This is a genomic window from Stenotrophomonas sp. STEN056, from assembly GCF_056759635.1.
On the sequence record NZ_JBRRDL010000051.1, the window covers coordinates 1 to 18,039 of the forward strand.

Consider the following 18,039-nt stretch of genomic DNA (forward strand, 5'->3'; position numbering starts at 1 on the left):
ATGCTCGGCAGAGGCTTTACGGGTAATGCCCCAGCCGAGCATGGCTCGGCACTACAGGTGATGCCTTAGCGCAACCAACCAGCCAGTTGCTCGCGTGACAATTTGCCGCGACGTGCGGTGTCCAAGGCGTTGAACTCGTCGGCCAGTGCCGGGTTGGCCTGCGCTTCCTCGCGGCTGATGAAGCCGTCGCCGTTGACATCCAGCGCATCGAAATCAATGCGGTAATTGCCGACCACGCTGTCCGCCTGCACCGAGCGCACGGTCACCTGTGCATGTCCCGGTGGGGTCTGGATCTGTACCGCGTGGGTGACGTTGCCGGTGGCCAGTGGCTGTTCGCGCACGCTGACCGGGGTTTCCGGCAGGGGCGAGCTGACCGCCGGCGTGGGCCGTTGCACGCTCTGTGCGGTGGCGACAACAGGCAGCAGTGCGGTGAGCGCAAACGGCAGGGCGAGGCGAAGTGTGGGAAGGGTCATGGTCGGTTCTATCGGAGTGCAAAGCGCCGCGTTGCGGTGATCCGCGCAGTGCGGGAGACAGCCCGGATGGTAGCCGGGCCATCATGAAGATGCAGCCTCAGCCCGGAATGAAGGGGAACACCAGCTTCAACAGCCCTTTGAGCCCGCCTTCGGCGGTCGAGCTGATGGCTTTGGCACCCAGGCTGTTGAGTGCCCGCCTGGCGTCAACCCAGCGTAGTTGCGCGATGTCCTTCTTCAGCAGGTCGGCCACTTCTTCGGAGGTGGGGGCGAGCTTTTTCAGGGCATCGGTGATGGCCTGTGGATCGGGCTGCAGGTAGTTCCAGCGTTCGGCGATGGCCAGCAGGGTATCGAAACGCACCGCCACCACGTCGCGGTTGCGCTCGTATACCGGAATGGCGCCGACATCGAGGATGGCCTGCTCGAAGCGCTGCGCATCGTCGGGGTGTTCGATGCGGATGGCGAGGAAGCCTTCCTTGCGGCTGCGCTCGCTGACGTGCTTCACCCCGGCTCGCAGGTTGGTTTCGGTCAGCGCCGCGGCGACGATGCGCTGCAGGGCGTTGTCGCCTTCTTCCGGCACCAGCGCACGCCAGCGCGCATAGCCATCGCGGCGCAGGCCCTTGACCTTGGCCGGCGTCACCCGCAGCTGCAGGGCGACGGCGGCGTTGGAGGCGCTGCGTTCGATGGCGCCATCGCGCTCCAGCAGCACGAAGATCAACAACTCCAGGTCACGCTTGGTCAGCGACTGGAAGCCCTGCAGCAAGGTCAGCTGCAGGAATTCATTGCCGAATGCGGCCGGGTCTTTCAGTTCGATTGCGTGCATCGGTGCCCTCCCATGAAGGCACAGGATGCACGATCCCGATGGCACGGATTGAGACTGGCGCCCGGCTCAGCGTTCTTCGGGGTGTTGCAGGCCGTATTCACGGCCGGGGCGGTCGGCCTGGAAGGTCTCCACCGCGCCGCGATCCTGCAGGGTCACGAATACCTGCCGGCCATCGGCGCCACCAAAGGCCACGTTGGTCGGCTTGCGGCCTTTGAGCGGAATTTCCCGCAGCAACTCGCCAGCGGGTGACACCACGGCGACGACACCGGCGTCGTAACGGGCGATATAGAGGTTGCCGTCCACATCACTGCGCATGCCATCCATGCCGTGGTCGTCGAAGCGGATCAGCAGGCGCTTGTTGGAGATATTGCCGGCGTCATCCAGGTCATAGGCCCAGACATTGCGCTGCACGCTTTCATTGACATACAGGCGGCGGCCATCGGCGCTGACCTCGATGCCGTTGGTGGTGCCCATGCCGCGTTCGAGCAGGTGCGCGCTGCCGTCGCGGTTGATGCGCCACAGCTGGCCGTTGTCCGGCGTGGCCCAGTCCGGATCGCTGGCATAGAGCGTGCCGTCCGGGGCCATCGCAATGTCGTTGGGTTGGTGCGCATCGGGCAGGTGTGCGAACACGCTGATCGCGCGCGTGGCTGGGTCAACGCGCAGGATGTTGTGCTGCGGATAGTCGGCGACATACATCGCGCCGTCATTGCCGAAGCGGATGCCGTTGCCGATGCTGCCATCGGGCAGGGTGACGAACAGCGCGGCCTTGCCGCTGTCATCCACCCGGCCGATGGTGCCGTCCTTGCCGATGTTGACCACATACAGCGCGCCATCCGGGCCGGTGGCCGGGCCTTCGATGCCCTGGGTGAAAGTGCCATCGGCGACGTGGTCACGGACGCTGAAGGTGTCGACGGCGCATGCGCTGCTGCCAACGGCGATCAGCGCGGAGGCGGCAATGCGGGCAAGGGTGATCTGGCGGGCGATGACGGCGGCCTCCGTTTGGATGAAACGGGAGTGTGCCAGAGCGTTGCGGTGGAACGAGGGTGTGGTTGCTTGGGCAACCATGGAGGGAAAGCGCGGGTTCGGGCTGGGGCTGTTGCTTTGGTCTTTGCTTGGGCTTTGGTCTTTGCTTGGGCCTTGGTCTTTGCCTTGGTCTTTGCCTTGGCCTTGGCTTTGGCTTTGGTTTTGGTTTTGGTTTTGCTGTTTGTCCCTTCTCCCGCAAGCGGGAGAAGGTGCCCGGCGGGCGGATGAGGGGGCTTTGCTTTGCTGTTGTCGCGGAGAGCGAAAGGCAAGCAAGCATTGAAAGCACAAGCACAAGCAGCCCTCACCCCAACCCCTCTCCCGCTTCGCAGGAGAGGGGCTTTGATCAAGAGCCCTTTGGTCGAGGCGTCACAAAGACCGTGATTTCCTCGCGGTCGTGATACAGCTGCTTGGCGCGGATGATCAGCGGCTTTCCAGCCTGTTCGGCGAACAGATCCAGGCACAGACGGGTTTCATCCCAACGCTTCTTCATCGGCAGCTTGAGGTTGAAGATGGCGTGCTTGCACCAGCCTTCGCGCAGCCAGGTGGCCATGCGCTCGGCGACGCGACGCGGCTGTTCGACCATGTCGCAGACCATCCAGTCCAGCGGCGTTTCCGGCTGCCAATGGAAGCCATCGGCGCGCAGGTGTTCCACCAGCCCGGTGTCGATCACGTGCTGGCGCAGCGGGCCGTTGTCGATGCTGCTCACGCGCAGGTGCTGGCGGGTGAGCACCCAGGTCCAGCCGCCGGGCGCAGCGCCGAGGTCGGCCGCACGCATGCCGGCCACCACCAGCGCTTCGCGCTCTTCCGGAGTGAGCAGGGTCATCAACGCTTCTTCCAGCTTCAGTGCCGAGCGCGAAGGCGCGTCCGGCAACAGCTTCAGGCGCGGGATGCCGAGCAGCCAGGGCGCACTGTCGCGGGTGTCGGCCACGCACACGAATGCGTGCGTGCCATCGACGAATACGATGTGCAGGCGCGGCAGCTTGGCGTTGGCTTTGTCAGTGAGCAGGCCGGCCTTGCGCAGCGCCGGGCGCAGCGCGTTGCCGAAGCTGCGGGCCAGGCCGGCCAGCGGTTTGCCGGCATCGGAATCGGGGTGTTCCACCCACAGGTCACCGAAGCGCGGCTGGCCTTCCAGCGCGGCGATGATCGGGGTGATGCGGTCGCTGGCATCGAGCTGCGGCAGTTCGGCCAGCACCTGCAGTTTCTGGCGGGCGAAGATCAGTTCACGCCAGGGCAGGCGCTGGTCGAGTGCGGCGGCCTCGTCAGTGACGAACACCACGTAGCCGTCATTGCGCTGGGTGCGCGCATAGCCGGCGATGCCGGCCGCGCCGGCACGTTCGTTCAGTTCGCCGGCCAGTTCCGGTTCAAAGCCTTGGCGGCAGTAGCAGAGCAGGCCGGTCATGGAAATCCTTGGTGTCGAGCAGAGGGGGCAGTCCTTCCTCAATCAGGAGACGCTGCGCCACAGGGACGGATGAGAAGGGACGTTGCCCGGGCCCTCACCCCAACCCTTCTCCCGTGAGCGGGAGAGGGGCTTTGAGAATCAGTAATGCGCGCCGTCGTTCTTGCCGTAGCTGTGCAGTACCGCGCGTGCGTCGTCGCGGTGGATGCCCTGTACGACCTCGATGCCGCGCTTGTTCAACTCGCCGACCCAGTTGGCCGGCAGCGGGCCTTCGTCGAACGGGGTGAGCTCTTCCACGTCGGCGGCACTGGCGCCGATCAGCAGGCGGTCGATGCCGGCCCACACGGTGGCGCCGTAGCACTGGCAGCACGGCTGCGAGGAGGTGGCCAGGGTGATCGGCGACAGCTCCGCGTTCAGGCGCGGCGTATTGAGCTTCTGTTGGGCCAGCATGTAGGCCATGTTTTCGGCGTGCGCCAGCGAGGTGGCGTGCGGCACGACGCGGTTCACCGCAGCGGCGATCACGCGGTGATCCGGGCCGAACACCACCGCACCGAACGGGCCGCCGCTGGCGTGTTCGACATTCAGCCGCGACAGTTCGATCGCCAGGGCCACCTTGTCCGCGTCGCTGGTATACGCGTGCTGGCTGTCGACCGCATCGTGGATCCAGACCGGGAGAGTGAGATGAACCTGCGCGTGAAGCATGACGATGACCGACCTTTGGACAAAACGGCGGCCAGTGTAGCGGACTGGGGGGATGGCCTCACTGGAGCGGTGGGGCGTGTTCAGCTGTTGTGGCTGTGAAAAGCGGTTTGGGTGGCGGCGGAAATTGGCTGGAGGTGGCGCGATGGTTGAGCCATTGCTGGCATCGTCCGAGCTGATTTCTCGTAAAAGCTGAAGCGCCCTCTCCCCAACCCCTCTCCCGTGAAGGGAGAGGGGCTTGGAAGCTTCAGGGCTTAGAAGCCTGCGCTCAGGGTGATGAAGGTCTGGCGCGGGGCGCTGGCGTGGATGGAATAGCGGGTGCCGGTGGGGTCGGTGGGGGCGAACGAGCTGAGCTGGCCGGCGTAGCGCTTGTTGGTCAGGTTGGTCACGTTCATCGACACCTTCAGGTCCTGCAGGCCCAGGCCGGGGCCGAAGGTGTAGCCGAAGCCTGCGTCGAAGGTGGTTACGCCGGGCACCGACTGGTCGTTGGTGTAGGTGTAGTAGCGCTTGCCGGTGTACTTGCCGCGCAGGCTGGCAAACCAGCCGTCGCGGTTCCAGCTCAGTTCGCTGGAGGCCATGCGCTGCGGCGTGTCCACGGTGATCTTGCCGGCCACCGGCACCACCGCGCCGCCGGAAATGTAGTCGTCCTCGTAGGTGGACTTGTTCCACGACAGCGCGTTGTACCACTGCAGCCCGTCAATGGGCTTGAGGATGAAGGTGAGCTCGGCGCCGCGGCTCTTCACCGAGCCGACGTTGATGAAGCGGGTGATGCATTCCGGACGCGTGCCGACTTCGATGCTGGTGCAGGGGTTGAGCGAGAGCAGGCGGTTGTCGAAGGTGACGTCGTAGGCGGCGATGGAGGCTTGGTATTTTTCGCCGAAGGTGCGGAAGCCGGCTTCAAATGATTTTGATTTCTCCGGCTCCAGCCCTGCACTGGCGGCGAACGATTCCGGCGTGACCTGCAGCGGGCCGCCGCTGCCGCCGCCGACGAAGGCGGCAATGTTTTCCGAGTAGGACGCAAACACCTCGTTGTTTGGGTTGAGCTTGAAACCGATGCCGGCCTGCGGCAACACCGATTCCTTCGCCGTCAGCGTGCCGGAGGCGTAGCGGGCTTCGGTGCCGGGTTTGGCCTTGGCGCGCATGCGGGTGTTGGGGCTCTTGATGCCCACGTCCACGGTCAGGCGGTCATCCATGAAACGCATGCGGTCCTGCACGTAGAACTGGCGCGTGCGGATGTCGAAGTCCTGGTCGAACAGGCGGCGATCCGGATTGCTGAGGTAGAGGTCGTCCAGGAACGGCCCGTCGATGTAGTAGAAATTGCGCTCGACGTGGTGATCGTTCTGCTCCCACCACAGGCCGGCTTCCAGTTCGTGGATGCCCAGGGTCCATGAAAGCGCGGCGGTCAGACCGTCGCGGTTGATGGTGTAGTTGCTGCTGCGGATGGAGATAGGCAGCATCTTGTCGGTGCCCGGGTGCGAGGGCTGGCCCGGTGCCCACCAGTGGCCCTGGCCGCGGTTTTCGTGGTGATAGGCCAGCAGCTTCAAACGGCCTTGTTCACCGATGCGCAGGTCCGCATCCAGCGAGTACAGGTTGTCATCGCGCAGTGCGCGGCTCTGGTAATAGGCATCGTCGATGCTGTTGACGCCACCGCTGAACGCGCAGCGCTGCGCGTCGTAGGTGGCCGGTGCGCAGTAGGCAGCGGCAACGGCGCGGTCCCAGTCTGGTGCATAGATGTTCCAGTCCCAGCCCAGTCCGCGTTCAAGCATGCTCTTGGACAGATACGCGTAGTTGGCCTGGCTGGTGCGCGAGGTGGCGACGAACGCGCCGAAGCGGTTGTCACCCACGTTCCACACCGCCTTTGCATTGAACTGGCGGCTGGTCTGGTTCTGGTACGGTGCGGCCCACATGTCCGCGTCCTGATGGACGCCGGAGACATAGGCGGCAAAACCGTTGTGTTCGCCGGTATCCACGCGCAGATAACCGCGGCGCTGGTTGTCATCGCCCATGGTGATGCCGACGCGGCCGCCGAACACGCTGGAAGGGTCGCTGGAGAAGTACTGGATGGTGCCGCCCAGGTTGCTGGTGGAGGCCACGCCCAGCGAGCCGATGCCCTGCGACAGCTCTGCGCCCGCGAGGTTCTCGGCGATCAGCGCGCGCGAAATGCTCAGGCCGTTGTAGTTGCCGTAGCTGTTGTCGCCCAGCGGGATGCCGTCGAGCGTGTAACCCAGGCGGCTCTTGTCGAAACCACGCAGGCTGATGGTCTGCGATTCTTCATTGGCGCCGAATGCGTCGTTGGATTGCACCGACACGCCGGGCAGGCGGTCGAGAATCTTCTGGCCGCTGCTGCCCGGCGGCAGCACCTGTTTGTCGACGCTGGTGATGCGCTGCACCTGGCGGGTTTCGCCCTGGCCGATCACCGAAACCGTATCCAGTGTCTGTGCGTTGGCTGCCGCAAGTGCCGCGGTCGTGGCGATGCTGTCTTCGGCCTCGGCCGGTGTTGCAGCGTGCAATGGCGCAGAGGCGAGCGCAGTGAGTACGGCCAGGGTAAGCAGTCGGGTTTGCATGTCGATCCGTCGCGATGGGGGAGGGCGCGGTGCAGCCGGCGCTCAACCACTATGCGAAGCCAACATGAAAGGTTTTTTACGATTGCCCCGGAATGCGTGTCCGTTGCGATGGCAGCCGAAAAAAAAGCCGCGATGCAGAACACCGCGGCGCCGTCTTGAGGAGACGAAGAAAGCGGGCAATCAACCCATGTACAGGCCGCCGTTGACGGCATAGTCGGCGCCAGTCACATAAGCCGCTTCATCCGAAGCCAGCCATGCGCACAACGCAGCCACTTCCTCCGGCTTGCCGAGGCGACGGATCGGCACGGAGGCGGCAAGCCGGTCGAGCACGTCCGGCGGGAAACTGCTGATCGCCTGGCTGGCGATATAGCCGGGTGAAAGCGTATTGACGGTGACATTGCGCGCGGCCACTTCGGCCGCCAGTGCGCGGCTGAAGCCATGCATGGCGGCTTTGGCAGTGGCGTAGTTGACCTGGCCGATCTGGCCCTTCTGCGCACTCACCGAACCAATGTTGATGACCCGGCCCCAGCCACGGCTGGCCATGCCGTCCACCACCTGCTTGGTCAGGTTGAACAAGGCGTTGAGATTGGAAGCGATGACAGCGTTCCAGTCTTCCACGGTCATCTGCCGGAACAGCATGTCGCGGCTGCCCCCGGAGTTGTTGACCAGCACATCCACTTCGCCTACTTCAGCGCGTACCTTGGCGAAGGCGGCGCTGGTGGAATTCCAGTCGGTGGCGTTGCCTTCGGAGGCGATGAAATCAAAGCCGAGCTCGCGCTGTTCACGCAGCCAGTTGGCCTTGCGTGGCGAGTTGGGCGCACAGCCGGCAACCACGGTGTGGCCGCTGCGTGCCAGTGACTGGCAGATGGCAGTGCCAACACTGCCCATGCCGCTGGTGACGTATGCAATGCGAAGAGTCATGCGAGGCTCCGGTTCAGGGCTGGGCCGCTCACGCGGCCAACGGATACAGGGCACACAGCAGGCTGCCGACCATCAACAACAGCGAGATCGCCACGGCCCACTTCAGAGTGAACTTCTGGTGGTCGGCGAAATCCACCTTGGCCAGGCCCACCAGCAGATAGGTGGAGGGCACCAGTGGGCTGAGCAGATGCACCGGCTGGCCGGCCAATGAAGCGCGCGCCATTTCCACCGGGGTGATGCCGTAATGGCCAGCGGCTTCGGACAGGATGGGCAGCACGCCGAAATAGAACGCGTCGTTGGACATGAAGAAGGTGAACGGCATCGAGGCGATGGCGGTGATCACTGCCAGGTACGGGCCCCATGCATCCGGAATCACCGACAGGAAGCCGCGTGACATCGCCTCAACCATGCCGGTGTTGGACAGGATGCCGGTGAAGATGCCCGCCGCGAAAATCAGCGACACCACCGACAACACATTGCCTGCGTGATTGACCACGCGGCGACGCTGCTCGGCCAGGTTCGGGTAGTTGATGACCAGCGCAATGGCGAAGCCAACCATGAACAGCACCGGCATCGGCAGCAGGCCGACCACCAGCGCTGCCATCAGGGCCAGCGTCAACACCAGGTTCACCCACAGCAGTTTGGGCCGCTTGGTGTCCTCGGCATCTTCCACGGTGGGCAGCGCATCGCCGTCGTCGGAGACGCTGGTGTCCATCCAGGAACCGCCCTGCGGCAGCGTCAGCACACCCAGGCGGCGGCGTTCCTTCATGCCCAGGTACCAGGCCAGCAGCAGGATGCCGGCGCAGGCCAGCACCATGGCCGGAATCAGCGGCACGAACACATCGGCCGGGTCCACATGCAGCGCGGTGGCCGCGCGCGCGGTGGGGCCGCCCCACGGGGTGAGGTTCATCACGCCACCGGCGAGGATGGTCACGCAGGTCATGTTCAAGGCGTTCATGCCCAGCCGCCGGTACAACGGCAGCATCGCCGAGACGGTGATCATGTAGGTGGTCGAGCCGTCGCCATCGAGCGAGATCAGCATCGCCAGCACGGCGGTGCCCATCACGATCTTCATCGGGTCGCCCTTGACCATGCGCAGGATGATGCGCACCAGCGGGTCGAACAGGCCGGCGTCGATCATGACGCCGAAGTAGAGGATGGCGAACATCAACATCACGCCGGTCGGCGCGATCTTCTTGATGCCGTCCAGCATCATTTCATCCAGCCCGGCGCCGAAGCCGCCGATCAGCGCGAAAACGATGGGGACGGTGATCAGGGCAACCAGCGGTGAAAGGCGCTTGCTCATGATGAGATACATGAACGTGAGCACCATGCCGAAGCCGAGGATGGTCAGCATCATCTGCAGACTCCTTGTGGGAATGGGACGGGGAGGAAGGGCTTAGAAATCGAACTGCAGGCGGCCGGTGACCGCGCGGGTGCGGTCCAGCGTGGTGTCGGCCAGGCGATCGCGGTTGCGGCTCTCGATCAGGTCGAGCATCAAGCGCAGGTTGTCGCGCAGGTACCAGTTGCCTGCCAGCGTCCAGGACTCGGTGCTGGCGCGGCGCAGGTCGGGTTGGCCGTCGAGGTGTTGCGCGCCACGCATCTGGTCATAGCGCAGTGCCAGCTCGAACGCGCCGGCCTTGTGGCGGATGTCCTTGATGCGGGCGAAGCGGCCGGTTTTGCGGTCGTAGCTGCGCGACTCGCCGGTGACGAACCAACTGACCATGCCGTAGGCGGCCATCACGTCACCGCGTTGTGCGCCATCGTCGAACGTCGCGCCACTGAACTCGCCTTGCCAGGACAGCGGGCCACGCACCTGCGCGTATTCCAGCGACCACTTGTTGACGTCGGTGTCGCGGCCGTCGGCGAAGTTGATCAGGGTCAGGCGGCTTTCGTCGGACAGATGACCGGCCGGGCGTGGCCGGATGCGCAGCGCCGGCACACCATTGGCGCCGGGGTTGTCATAGGCCTCGCGTGCCAGCGACACGCCCAGATGCAGCACATCACCGGCGGCAGGGCTGGGTGCCCAGGTGACACGGCCACCGGCAGCGTGGCCCTTCACCTGCCAGGCATCAATGCTTTCCAGGCTGTAAACGCTGGCGGCCCAGGTGAAATCGCCCGGATTGGCCTGCCACGACGCGCCCAGGCGGTACAGCGGTGCCAAGGTGGTGCCGGCGCTGCCGCGCTCCAGGAAGCTGCCGTAGTTGGAGCCGGTGCGGTCGTCCAGGGAGAAGTACTGCTTGAACTGGCCCACGGTGAGCTTGCCGGCGCCGCCGAAGCTGCGGCTGACGAAAACGTCCTTGGCCTCGACGCGGTCACCGGAAAAATCGGCCTCCAGCTTGTAGTCCACGGCGAAGAACTTGCCCGAGACATCCAGCCAGGCACGGCGTACTTCGGTGTCGTCCTTGTTCGGGGTACCGCGGTTGTCGTTGTCGAAGCTGGCAAAATCCAGGTGCAGGCGGCCGCCAATGGTTGCCGTGACCGGGCGGTCTCCGTCGCTTGCCAATGCCGGTGCGGCCAGTGCCATCAATGTCAGTGCAGCGCCGGTGCGCCAGCATGTGATGTGGTTGCTCACAAACCCTCCGTGGTGCGCCTGGGCGCTTGGACGAGGCACCGGCTGGTGCGTGGGGCGCAGTCTGGCCGCGGCAAGCTGTCATCCGCCTGTCAGTGATTTGTGCGCCGCATCAAATGCGGACGGACTTGGCCGCGAAGGACGCCTGCGCGTTAGCATTCCCGCTCCCCACGCCTGCCTTGCCCCATGCGCCTGCTGCTGGTCGAAGACAACCCGGACCTGGCCGATGCGATCATCCGTCGCATGCGCCGCAGTGGGCATGCGGTGGATTGGCAGGCCGATGGCCTGGCCGCCGCCAGCGTGCTGCGCTATCAACGTTTCGATCTGGTAGTGCTGGATATCGGTCTGCCAAAGCTCGACGGCCTGCGCGTGCTGTCCGGCATGCGCGAGCGTGGCGACAGCACGCCGGTGTTGATGCTCACCGCACGCGATGGCATTGAAGACCGCGTGCAGGCGCTGGATGTCGGCGCCGACGATTACCTTGGCAAGCCCTTTGATTTCCGCGAGTTCGAGGCGCGCTGCCGGGTGCTGCTGCGGCGTACGCGCGGGCAGGCAAGTGGCGTGGTGCAGGTGGGCGGGTTCCAGTTCGACAATGCGGCGCATCGTGTCAGCCTGGATGGCGAGCAGATCGAGCTGCCCAATCGCGAGTTCCGCCTGCTGGAAATCCTGGTCGGCCGGCTGGGGCAGGTGGTTGGCAAGGATGAAATCGGCAACGGCCTGTTCGGCTTTGATGATGAAGCCGGTCCCAATGCCATCGAGCTGTACGTTGGCCGCCTGCGAAAAAAACTGATCGGCGCACCGCTGCGCATCACCACCGTGCGCGGTGTGGGCTACATGCTGGAGGCCAGCGACGGTGCCGCAGATGGAACGGACTGAAGCCCCCGCGCCGGTGTCACTGCGGCGCACCTTGATGCTGTACCTGGGCGTGTTGCTGGCGGTGTTCGCGGTGGCCCTGTTGTTTGCCGCACGCGACTACGGCCAGCGTGCCGCCAACCGTTCGTTCGATCACCTGCTGGTGTCCTCGGCATTGTCCATTGCCGATTCGGTGGCGCTGGTTGAAGGCCAGTGGCAGGTGGACCTGCCGTATGCCGCGCTGGACCTGCTGTCGATGGCCGAGGAAGACCGGGTGTTCTATCGCGTTGCCGACAACCAGGGGCGCCTGATCACCGGCTATGGCGATCTGCCCGCGCCACCGCGCAAGCCGGGAACGCGCGCGCAGTTGTTCGACGCGGCGTACAGCGGCGAGCGGGTTCGCTTTGTGGTGGTGACGCGCAGCTTTGCCGCCGCATCGGCGCAGGGCGAAGTGCAGGTGCAGGTGGGGCAGACGCGCCGCGCCCGCGCGGTGTTGGCGCAGGATATGGTGAACCGCGCGCTGTTGGCCATCGGCGTGCTGTCGTGCTTGTTGCTGCCCTTGGTGGCCTTTGCGGTACACCGCGTGTTCCGGCCGCTGGTGCGGGTGGAGCGCGAGTTGTCGCGCCGCGAACCCTCCGATCTCAAGCCGCTGGATGCACGCGTGCCGCGCGAAATGGACCAGATGGTGGCGGCGTTGAACCGCTTCATGGAGCGCCTGTCCAGCAGCAATGAAACCCTGCGCGCGTTCATGGCCGAGGCCGCGCACCAGATGCGCACGCCATTGGCGGCGCTGCGTGCGCAGGCACAGTTGGCGCTGGACGATGAAGACCCGCAGGACATGCGTCGCAGCCTGCAGGCCATCGAGCGCAATGCCACGCATATGAGCCGCCTGCTCAACCAGTTGCTCAGTGACGCCAGTGTCATCCATCGCTCGCATTTGCAGCGTTTCCAGCCGGTCGATCTGGCCGAAACCGTGCACCAGGCCCTGCATGAAGCCTTGCCGCAGGCCGGGCCCGCGCCGCGCGTGCAGCTGGCGATGACCAACGCCATTGTCCAGGTCAATGGCGACGCGCTGTTGCTGCGTGAGGCCATCAAGAACCTGGTCGACAACGCACTCAAATATGGCGGCGACGGCGCACTGCAGATTGCGCTGACCGTTGATGAACACCATGCGGTGCTGACCATCGCCGATCACGGCCCGGGCATCACCGCCGCCGATGCCGAACGCGTGTTCGAGCGCTTTGGTCGTGGCGAAAACGCAGCGGCTGGCGGTGCAGGCCTGGGGCTGGCCATCGTCAAGCGTGTGGTCGACAGCCACGGCGGCAGCATCGACCTGGCCAATCGCCCGCAAGGCGGCCTGGTGGCCACCATTCGCCTGCCCCGGAGGGCTGCATGAAGCACTGGTTCGCGGGGGTTCTGGTTGCGATGTTCGCCATGCAGGCCGGTGCGGCGCCGGGCGATGTGCAGCGCTTTCCGGCAAAGGGTGAAGCCAGCGGACAACTGCGCATCCACGGCACTACCGACATCGAAGTGTTTGCCGTGGTGATCGCTGACTACCAGCGCCTGCATCCGGGCACCGAGGTGGTGTATGAGGACATCATCACCCAGGATTTGTATGCCCGTTACCTGCGCGATCGGCAGTCCTCGACCTCGCCGGACCTGTTGATCTCCAGCGGCATGGACCTGCAGACCAAGCTGGTCAACGATGGCCATGCCTTGCCACACCGCTCGCCGCAGACCGAGGCGGTGCCGGCCTGGGCGAAGTGGCGCAACGAGGCGTTTGGCATCAGCTACGAGCCGGTGGCGATGGTCTACAACACCCGCGCATTGCCGGCGGCCAAGGTGCCGCATACGCGCCGGCAACTGCTGGACCTGTTGCGCGCCGAAGGCGCACCGTTGCGCGGCAAGGTGGGCACCTACGACATCGAGCGCAGCAGCGTGGGTTACCTGCTGGCCACGCAGGACGCGCAGCGCGGCAGCATTGCCGGCGCCCTGCTGGGCGCGCTGGGTGACAACGGCGTGCTGCGCGAGGAACGGACCGGCGTGCTGCTGGACAAGGTCAGCAAGGGCGAATTGTCGCTGGTCTACAACGTGCTGGGTTCGTACGCGCAGGCGCGCATCGATGCCGGGGCCCCGCTGGGCATCATCGAGCCGGAGGACTACACATTGGTGGTACTGCGCACGGCGGTGATTCCGCGTACCAGCGCGCATCCGGACCAGGCAAGGCAGTTTCTGGATTACCTGCTGTCACCGCGCGGCCAGCAGGTGTTGTCGCGTGAAGCACGGCTGATGCCGATCATCCGCGGTGATGGTCGCGACAGCGACCCGGCGCGCAACCTGCGCCCGATCCAACTGGGCCCGGGCTTGTTGGTGTATCTGGACGCACTGAAGCGGCGCCAGTTTCTGGAGGTATGGCGCAGCAGCGTGGTGGAGCCGGGCAGGAAGTAGCTCCCGGTCTGCATGCGATCCGCAGGCTGGAATCAACATCCCAGCCTATGGTTCGGCCCGATCAGCAAGGCGCATGCCGAGCGTGGCTCGGCATTACGCGGGCGGATTTACGCAGTCCAGGTATCGCGCAGGGTCACGCTGCGGTTGAACACCGGCTTGGCGGCCGTGTGGTCGCGGCGGTCGGCAACGAAATAGCCGGTGCGCTCGAACTGGAAGCTCTGCTCCGGTGCCGCCAGCGCGGCGGACGGCTCGACATAGCCGGTGACGACCTTGCGCGATTCCGGGTTCAGGTAATCGCGGTAGGTCTTGCCTTCGGATTCGTCGTCCGGGTTGGCGACCGAGAACAGACGGTCGTACAGGCGCACTTCGGCTTCCACCGCGTGCTGGGCGCTGACCCAGTGGATGGTGCCCTTGATCTTGCGGTTGGCGCCTTCCATGCCCGGGCGCGATTCCGGGTCCAGCCAGCCGCGCAGCTCGACGATCTCGCCGGCGTCGTTCTTGATCACTTCATCGACGCGGGCAATGCCGGCGCCACGCAGGCGCACTTCGCCGCCCGGCACCAGGCGCTTCCAACCCTTGGGCGGCACTTCGGCAAAGTCCTCGCGCTCGATCCACAGCTCGCGGGCGAACGGCACTTCGCGGGTGCCGAAGCTCTCGTCCTTCGGGTGGTTGCTGAAGGTCAGGGTTTCTTCGTGGCCTTCGGGCAGGTTGCTCAGCACCAGCTTGAGCGGATCGATCACCGCCATGCGGCGTGCCGCGGCGCTGTCCAGATCCTCGCGCAGCGCGCCTTCCAGCACGCTGAAATCGATCAGCGAGTTCTGCTTGGAGATACCCACGCGCTCGGCGAACAGACGCATCGCCGCCGGGGTGTAACCGCGGCGACGCAGGCCCTGCAGGGTCGGCATGCGCGGGTCGTCCCAGCCATCGACCAACTGCTCGGTGACCAGCGCCATCAGCTTGCGCTTGCTCATCACCGTGTAGTTGATGTTCAAGCGCGAGAACTCGATCTGGCGCGGCTTGGCGGCTTCACGCGGCAGGCCCTTGTCGACCAGCGGCTGGGTCAGCGCGTTGTCGTGGGCGTAGTCCACGTTGTCCACGCACCAGTCGTACAGCGGGCGGTGGTCTTCAAACTCCAGCGTGCACAGCGAATGGGTGATGCCTTCCAGCGAATCGCCCAGCGCGTGTGCGAAGTCGTACATCGGGTAGATCGGCCAGGCATTGCCGGTGTTCTGGTGCTCGACGTGCTTGATGCGGTAGATCGCCGGGTCACGCATGTTGATGTTGCCGCTGGCCATGTCGATCTTGGCGCGCAGGGTGCGGGCACCGTCGGGGAACTCGCCGGCACGCATCCGCGCGAACAGGTCCAGGTTCTCCTCGACGCTGCGCTCGCGGTACGGCGACGGGCGGCCTGGTTCGGTCAGGGTGCCGCGGTAGGCGCGCACTTCCTCGGCCGACAGGTCGCAGACATAGGCCTTGCCGTCGCGGATCAGCTTCTGCGCGGCCAGGTAATAGGCATCGAAATAGTCCGAGGCATGGCGCAGCTCGTTCCACTCAAAGCCCAGCCAGCGCACGTCGTCCTGGATGGCGTTGACGTACTCGGGGTCTTCCTTGGCCGGGTTGGTGTCATCAAAGCGCAGGTTGCACACGCCGCTGAACTCGCCGGCGATGCCGAAGTTCAGGCAGATCGACTTGGCATGGCCGATGTGCAGGTAGCCATTGGGTTCGGGCGGGAAGCGGGTCTTGATGGCCGTGTGCTTGCCGCTGGCCAGGTCCTCGCGGACGATCTGGCGGATGAAGTCACGCTTCTCGGGGGTGGTCTCCGGGGAGGTGTCGGCGGCAGGCGTGTTCTCGGACATGGGGGCACGGCGTTTCTGGGTGATCGGCAAGTTTAGCCGAGCTGGGCCCTGCCTGCCGTCGAAGGGCCTATGCTGGGGCTCCCCCAACGCGCCCGCGCCCATGAACCGTCCCCTGCTGGTGATCGGCAACAAGAATTATTCCTCCTGGTCGCTGCGGCCCTGGCTGCTGCTGCGGCACTTTGGCGTGGCCTTCGACGAGCTGCGGCTGGCGCTGGATACCCCGGAATTCGTGGCCGAAATCGGTAAACACTCGCCCAGCGGCAAGGTGCCCGCGCTGCGCGACGGCGATCTGCAGGTGTGGGATTCCCTGGCCATCTGCGAGTACGTCAACGAGCGCTGGCTCGATGGCCGCGGCTGGCCGGCGGACCTGCGGCAGCGCGCACTGGCCCGCTCGGCCACGGCGGAAATGCATTCGGGCTTCGTTGCCCTGCGCAGTCAGCTGCCGATGAACAGCCGCCGGCAGCCGGATGGCTACCGCTGGGACGCGGCCGCGCAGCGCGATATCGACCGCATCCAGGCGCTGTGGGCCCAACTGCGGCGCGCCACCGGCAATGGTCCATTCCTGTTGGGCGATTTCGGCATTGTCGATGCCATGTTCGCGCCGGTTGCGGTGCGTTTTGACGGCTATGGCGTGGTGCTTGATGACCGCGAGGCCGCGCAGTACCAGCAGACCTTGCTGGCGCTGCCGGCGCTGCGTGAATGGCGGCAGGCCGGGGCGCGTGAAACCGAGCATGTCGCGGCCACCGACATACTGACGCGGCCGCTCTGAAAACCCGGGAGAACCCATGCAACTGGTCTACCAGACAAACAACCTGTTCGATGCCCATCTGGTGAAGCACGCATTGGAAGATGCCGGCATTCCGGCCTTCGTGTTTGGCGAATCGCTGCTGGGCGCCGGCGGCGAGTTGCCGTTGTTCGGCCTGCTGCGGGTGTGCGTGCCGGACAGCGCCAAGCCGCAGGCCGATGATGTCGTTGCCAGCCTGGACTTGGACGCGGGCCCGGCCGACCCCATTTCCGATGGTGACGAAGCGCCGGAGTTTCTACCGGCCTGAACGTCTGTCCCCACCGTTTGGCGCCGGGGCAGGCAGCGGCACACACGTACTGTGAGGAATTGACCATGTTGGGAATCGGCCAGGGGTTGTTGGGTATCGGCGCGTTCAAGCAGCGCCTGCCACGCCCGGAAGAAGCCTTGCCGGGGCGCGATACACCGTTGCCGCTGCACAACGTGCATTTCGTCAACGGCCAGCCGCTGCGCGGTGATTTCACCGGCCTGCAGGTGCTGGACGTGGGCCTGGGTTGCTTCTGGGGCGCCGAGCGCAAGTTCTGGCAGCTGCCTGGCGTGGTCACCACGGCGGTGGGCTACCAGGGCGGGGTCACGCCCAATCCAAACTATGAGGAAGCCTGTTCGGGGCTCACCGGCCACACCGAAGTGGTGCGTGTGGTGTTTGATCCGGCACAGATCAGCCTGGGCACGGTGTTGCGCACGTTCTGGGAAAGCCACGATCCAACGCAGGGCATGCGCCAGGGCAATGACACCGGCACGCAATACCGCTCGGCCATCTACTGCCATACGCAGGAACAGTACGACGCGGCAATCGCCAGCCGTGACGCCTATCAGCAGCAACTGCACGCGGCGGGTTACGGCGACATCACCACGGAAATCGTCTTTCCGGCGCCGCCGTTCTACTACGCCGAGGACTACCACCAGCAATACCTGGCCAAGAACCCCAACGGTTACTGTGGCATCGGCGGCACTGGCGTGAGCTGCCCGATCGGCCTGGATGTCTGAGAGATGAGTGCCACACCACGACGATTGCTGGTGGTGTGGCACAGCTTTACCGGCGCCACCCGCGCGATGGCCGAGGCATTGGCGGCATCGGCGCGTGAAGCGGGGGGCGAGGCGGTGCAGGTGAGCGTGCTCCACGCCGCGGATGCGGGCGCGGACGACGTGCTGGCGGCAGATGCGGTGGTGTTTGCCACGCCGGAAACCCTGGCCTCGATCAGCGGCGCGATGAAGGATTTCTTTGACCGCAGCTATTACCCCTTGCTGGGGCGCTGCGAAGGCAAGCCGTATGCGTTGATGGTGAGTGCGGGTTCGGACGGTCATCCGACCATTGCACAGCTGCAGCGGATTGCGCGGGGTCTACGCATGCGCGAAGTGGCCGAGCCGCTGCTGGTGTGTACGCAGGCACAGACGGCGGAGGCGATTGTTGCTGAGAAAAAGCTGCCGGAAGCAGCGTTGGCGCGAGGCCGCGAGCTGGGCGCGCTGTTGGCAGCAGGGCTGGAGCTGGGCGTTTTTTGATTTTGCTTCGGCTTAAGCCCCTCTCCCGTTGCGGGGGGAGAGGGAGCGCTTGCGAACCACTGGTTCGCGCTCACTCGAGCGCCCTTGCGCCGGCGCAAGGGCCGGGGCGCGGA

General features: G+C 65.3%; 17 protein-coding genes. 7 read left to right on the forward strand and 10 right to left on the reverse strand.

What is annotated here, in order from left to right:
* Nucleotides 1-65: 65 nt before the first annotated feature.
* The 9 genes from ACVOLO_RS17430 to ACVOLO_RS17470 all read right to left on the reverse strand — a co-directional run bounded on the left by ACVOLO_RS17430 (nt 66) and on the right by ACVOLO_RS17470 (nt 10,423).
* Nucleotides 66-473 carry an EF-hand domain-containing protein gene (locus ACVOLO_RS17430; RefSeq protein WP_481571587.1) on the reverse strand — a complete coding sequence of 136 codons (408 nt, stop codon included), beginning with the start codon at nt 471-473 and terminating at the stop codon, nt 66-68.
* A 97-nt stretch (nt 474-570) separates the two neighbouring features.
* The gene (locus tag ACVOLO_RS17435; protein WP_481571588.1) at nt 571-1,293 is read right to left on the reverse strand and encodes a hypothetical protein; all 723 of its coding nucleotides are present in this window, start codon (nt 1,291-1,293) and stop codon (nt 571-573) included.
* Between the two features lie 66 nt (nt 1,294-1,359).
* Entirely contained in the window at nt 1,360-2,265 is a 906-nt protein-coding gene (locus ACVOLO_RS17440; protein ID WP_481571600.1) for an SMP-30/gluconolactonase/LRE family protein, read from the reverse strand.
* 394 nt (nt 2,266-2,659) lie between these two features.
* Nucleotides 2,660-3,715, reverse strand: a complete 1,056-nt coding sequence (gene rlmM, locus ACVOLO_RS17445; RefSeq protein WP_481571589.1) for a 23S rRNA (cytidine(2498)-2'-O)-methyltransferase RlmM — start codon at nt 3,713-3,715, stop codon at nt 2,660-2,662.
* Between the two features lie 138 nt (nt 3,716-3,853).
* On the reverse strand, nt 3,854-4,414 hold the full coding sequence (locus ACVOLO_RS17450) for a nucleoside deaminase (protein WP_481571590.1): 561 nt from the start codon (nt 4,412-4,414) through the stop codon (nt 3,854-3,856).
* A 251-nt stretch (nt 4,415-4,665) separates the two neighbouring features.
* The gene (locus ACVOLO_RS17455) at nt 4,666-6,975 is read right to left on the reverse strand and encodes a TonB-dependent receptor (RefSeq protein ID WP_481571591.1); all 2,310 of its coding nucleotides are present in this window, start codon (nt 6,973-6,975) and stop codon (nt 4,666-4,668) included.
* Between the two features lie 180 nt (nt 6,976-7,155).
* A complete protein-coding gene (phbB, locus tag ACVOLO_RS17460; protein WP_481571592.1) occupies nt 7,156-7,896 on the reverse strand; it encodes an acetoacetyl-CoA reductase in 741 nt (246 codons plus the stop codon).
* Nucleotides 7,897-7,924: 28 nt separating this feature from the next.
* Entirely contained in the window at nt 7,925-9,253 is a 1,329-nt protein-coding gene (locus ACVOLO_RS17465) for a CitMHS family transporter (protein WP_481571601.1), read from the reverse strand.
* Between the two features lie 42 nt (nt 9,254-9,295).
* Nucleotides 9,296-10,423 carry an OprO/OprP family phosphate-selective porin gene (locus ACVOLO_RS17470; RefSeq protein WP_481571602.1) on the reverse strand — a complete coding sequence of 376 codons (1,128 nt, stop codon included), beginning with the start codon at nt 10,421-10,423 and terminating at the stop codon, nt 9,296-9,298.
* A gap of 231 nt (nt 10,424-10,654) precedes the next feature.
* On the opposite strand from ACVOLO_RS17470, the gene ACVOLO_RS17475 reads away from it, so the two are divergent.
* From ACVOLO_RS17475 to ACVOLO_RS17485, 3 genes are read left to right on the forward strand one after another with little or no spacing between them, the layout of a single operon-like run.
* Nucleotides 10,655-11,344 (forward strand): response regulator, encoded by a 690-nt coding sequence (locus ACVOLO_RS17475; RefSeq protein ID WP_481571593.1) that lies wholly within the window; start codon nt 10,655-10,657, stop codon nt 11,342-11,344.
* Nucleotides 11,331-12,716, forward strand: coding sequence for a sensor histidine kinase N-terminal domain-containing protein (locus tag ACVOLO_RS17480; RefSeq protein ID WP_481571594.1), 1,386 nt, complete (start codon nt 11,331-11,333; stop codon nt 12,714-12,716). The genes ACVOLO_RS17475 and ACVOLO_RS17480 overlap by 14 nt, the downstream gene beginning before the upstream one ends.
* On the forward strand, nt 12,713-13,768 hold the full coding sequence (locus ACVOLO_RS17485; RefSeq protein ID WP_481571595.1) for an ABC transporter substrate-binding protein: 1,056 nt from the start codon (nt 12,713-12,715) through the stop codon (nt 13,766-13,768). The genes ACVOLO_RS17480 and ACVOLO_RS17485 overlap by 4 nt, the downstream gene beginning before the upstream one ends.
* 107 nt (nt 13,769-13,875) lie before the next feature.
* Here the strand turns inward: ACVOLO_RS17485 and ACVOLO_RS17490 are convergent, their stop codons facing one another.
* A complete protein-coding gene (locus tag ACVOLO_RS17490) occupies nt 13,876-15,624 on the reverse strand; it encodes a glutamine--tRNA ligase/YqeY domain fusion protein (protein WP_481571596.1) in 1,749 nt (582 codons plus the stop codon).
* Between the two features lie 100 nt (nt 15,625-15,724).
* On the opposite strand from ACVOLO_RS17490, the gene ACVOLO_RS17495 reads away from it, so the two are divergent.
* The 4 genes from ACVOLO_RS17495 (at nt 15,725) to ACVOLO_RS17510 (ending at nt 17,926) form a co-directional block, all read left to right on the forward strand.
* Nucleotides 15,725-16,393: a glutathione S-transferase family protein gene (locus tag ACVOLO_RS17495; RefSeq protein WP_481571597.1), complete on the forward strand. Its 669-nt coding sequence runs from the start codon at nt 15,725-15,727 to the stop codon at nt 16,391-16,393.
* Nucleotides 16,394-16,409: 16 nt separating this feature from the next.
* Nucleotides 16,410-16,676 carry a putative signal transducing protein gene (locus tag ACVOLO_RS17500; RefSeq protein WP_481571598.1) on the forward strand — a complete coding sequence of 89 codons (267 nt, stop codon included), beginning with the start codon at nt 16,410-16,412 and terminating at the stop codon, nt 16,674-16,676.
* 86 nt (nt 16,677-16,762) lie between these two features.
* Entirely contained in the window at nt 16,763-17,413 is a 651-nt protein-coding gene (gene msrA, locus ACVOLO_RS17505; RefSeq protein WP_481571603.1) for a peptide-methionine (S)-S-oxide reductase MsrA, read from the forward strand.
* 3 nt (nt 17,414-17,416) lie between these two features.
* The gene (locus tag ACVOLO_RS17510) at nt 17,417-17,926 is read left to right on the forward strand and encodes a flavodoxin family protein (RefSeq protein WP_481571599.1); all 510 of its coding nucleotides are present in this window, start codon (nt 17,417-17,419) and stop codon (nt 17,924-17,926) included.
* Nucleotides 17,927-18,039 lie beyond the last annotated feature (113 nt).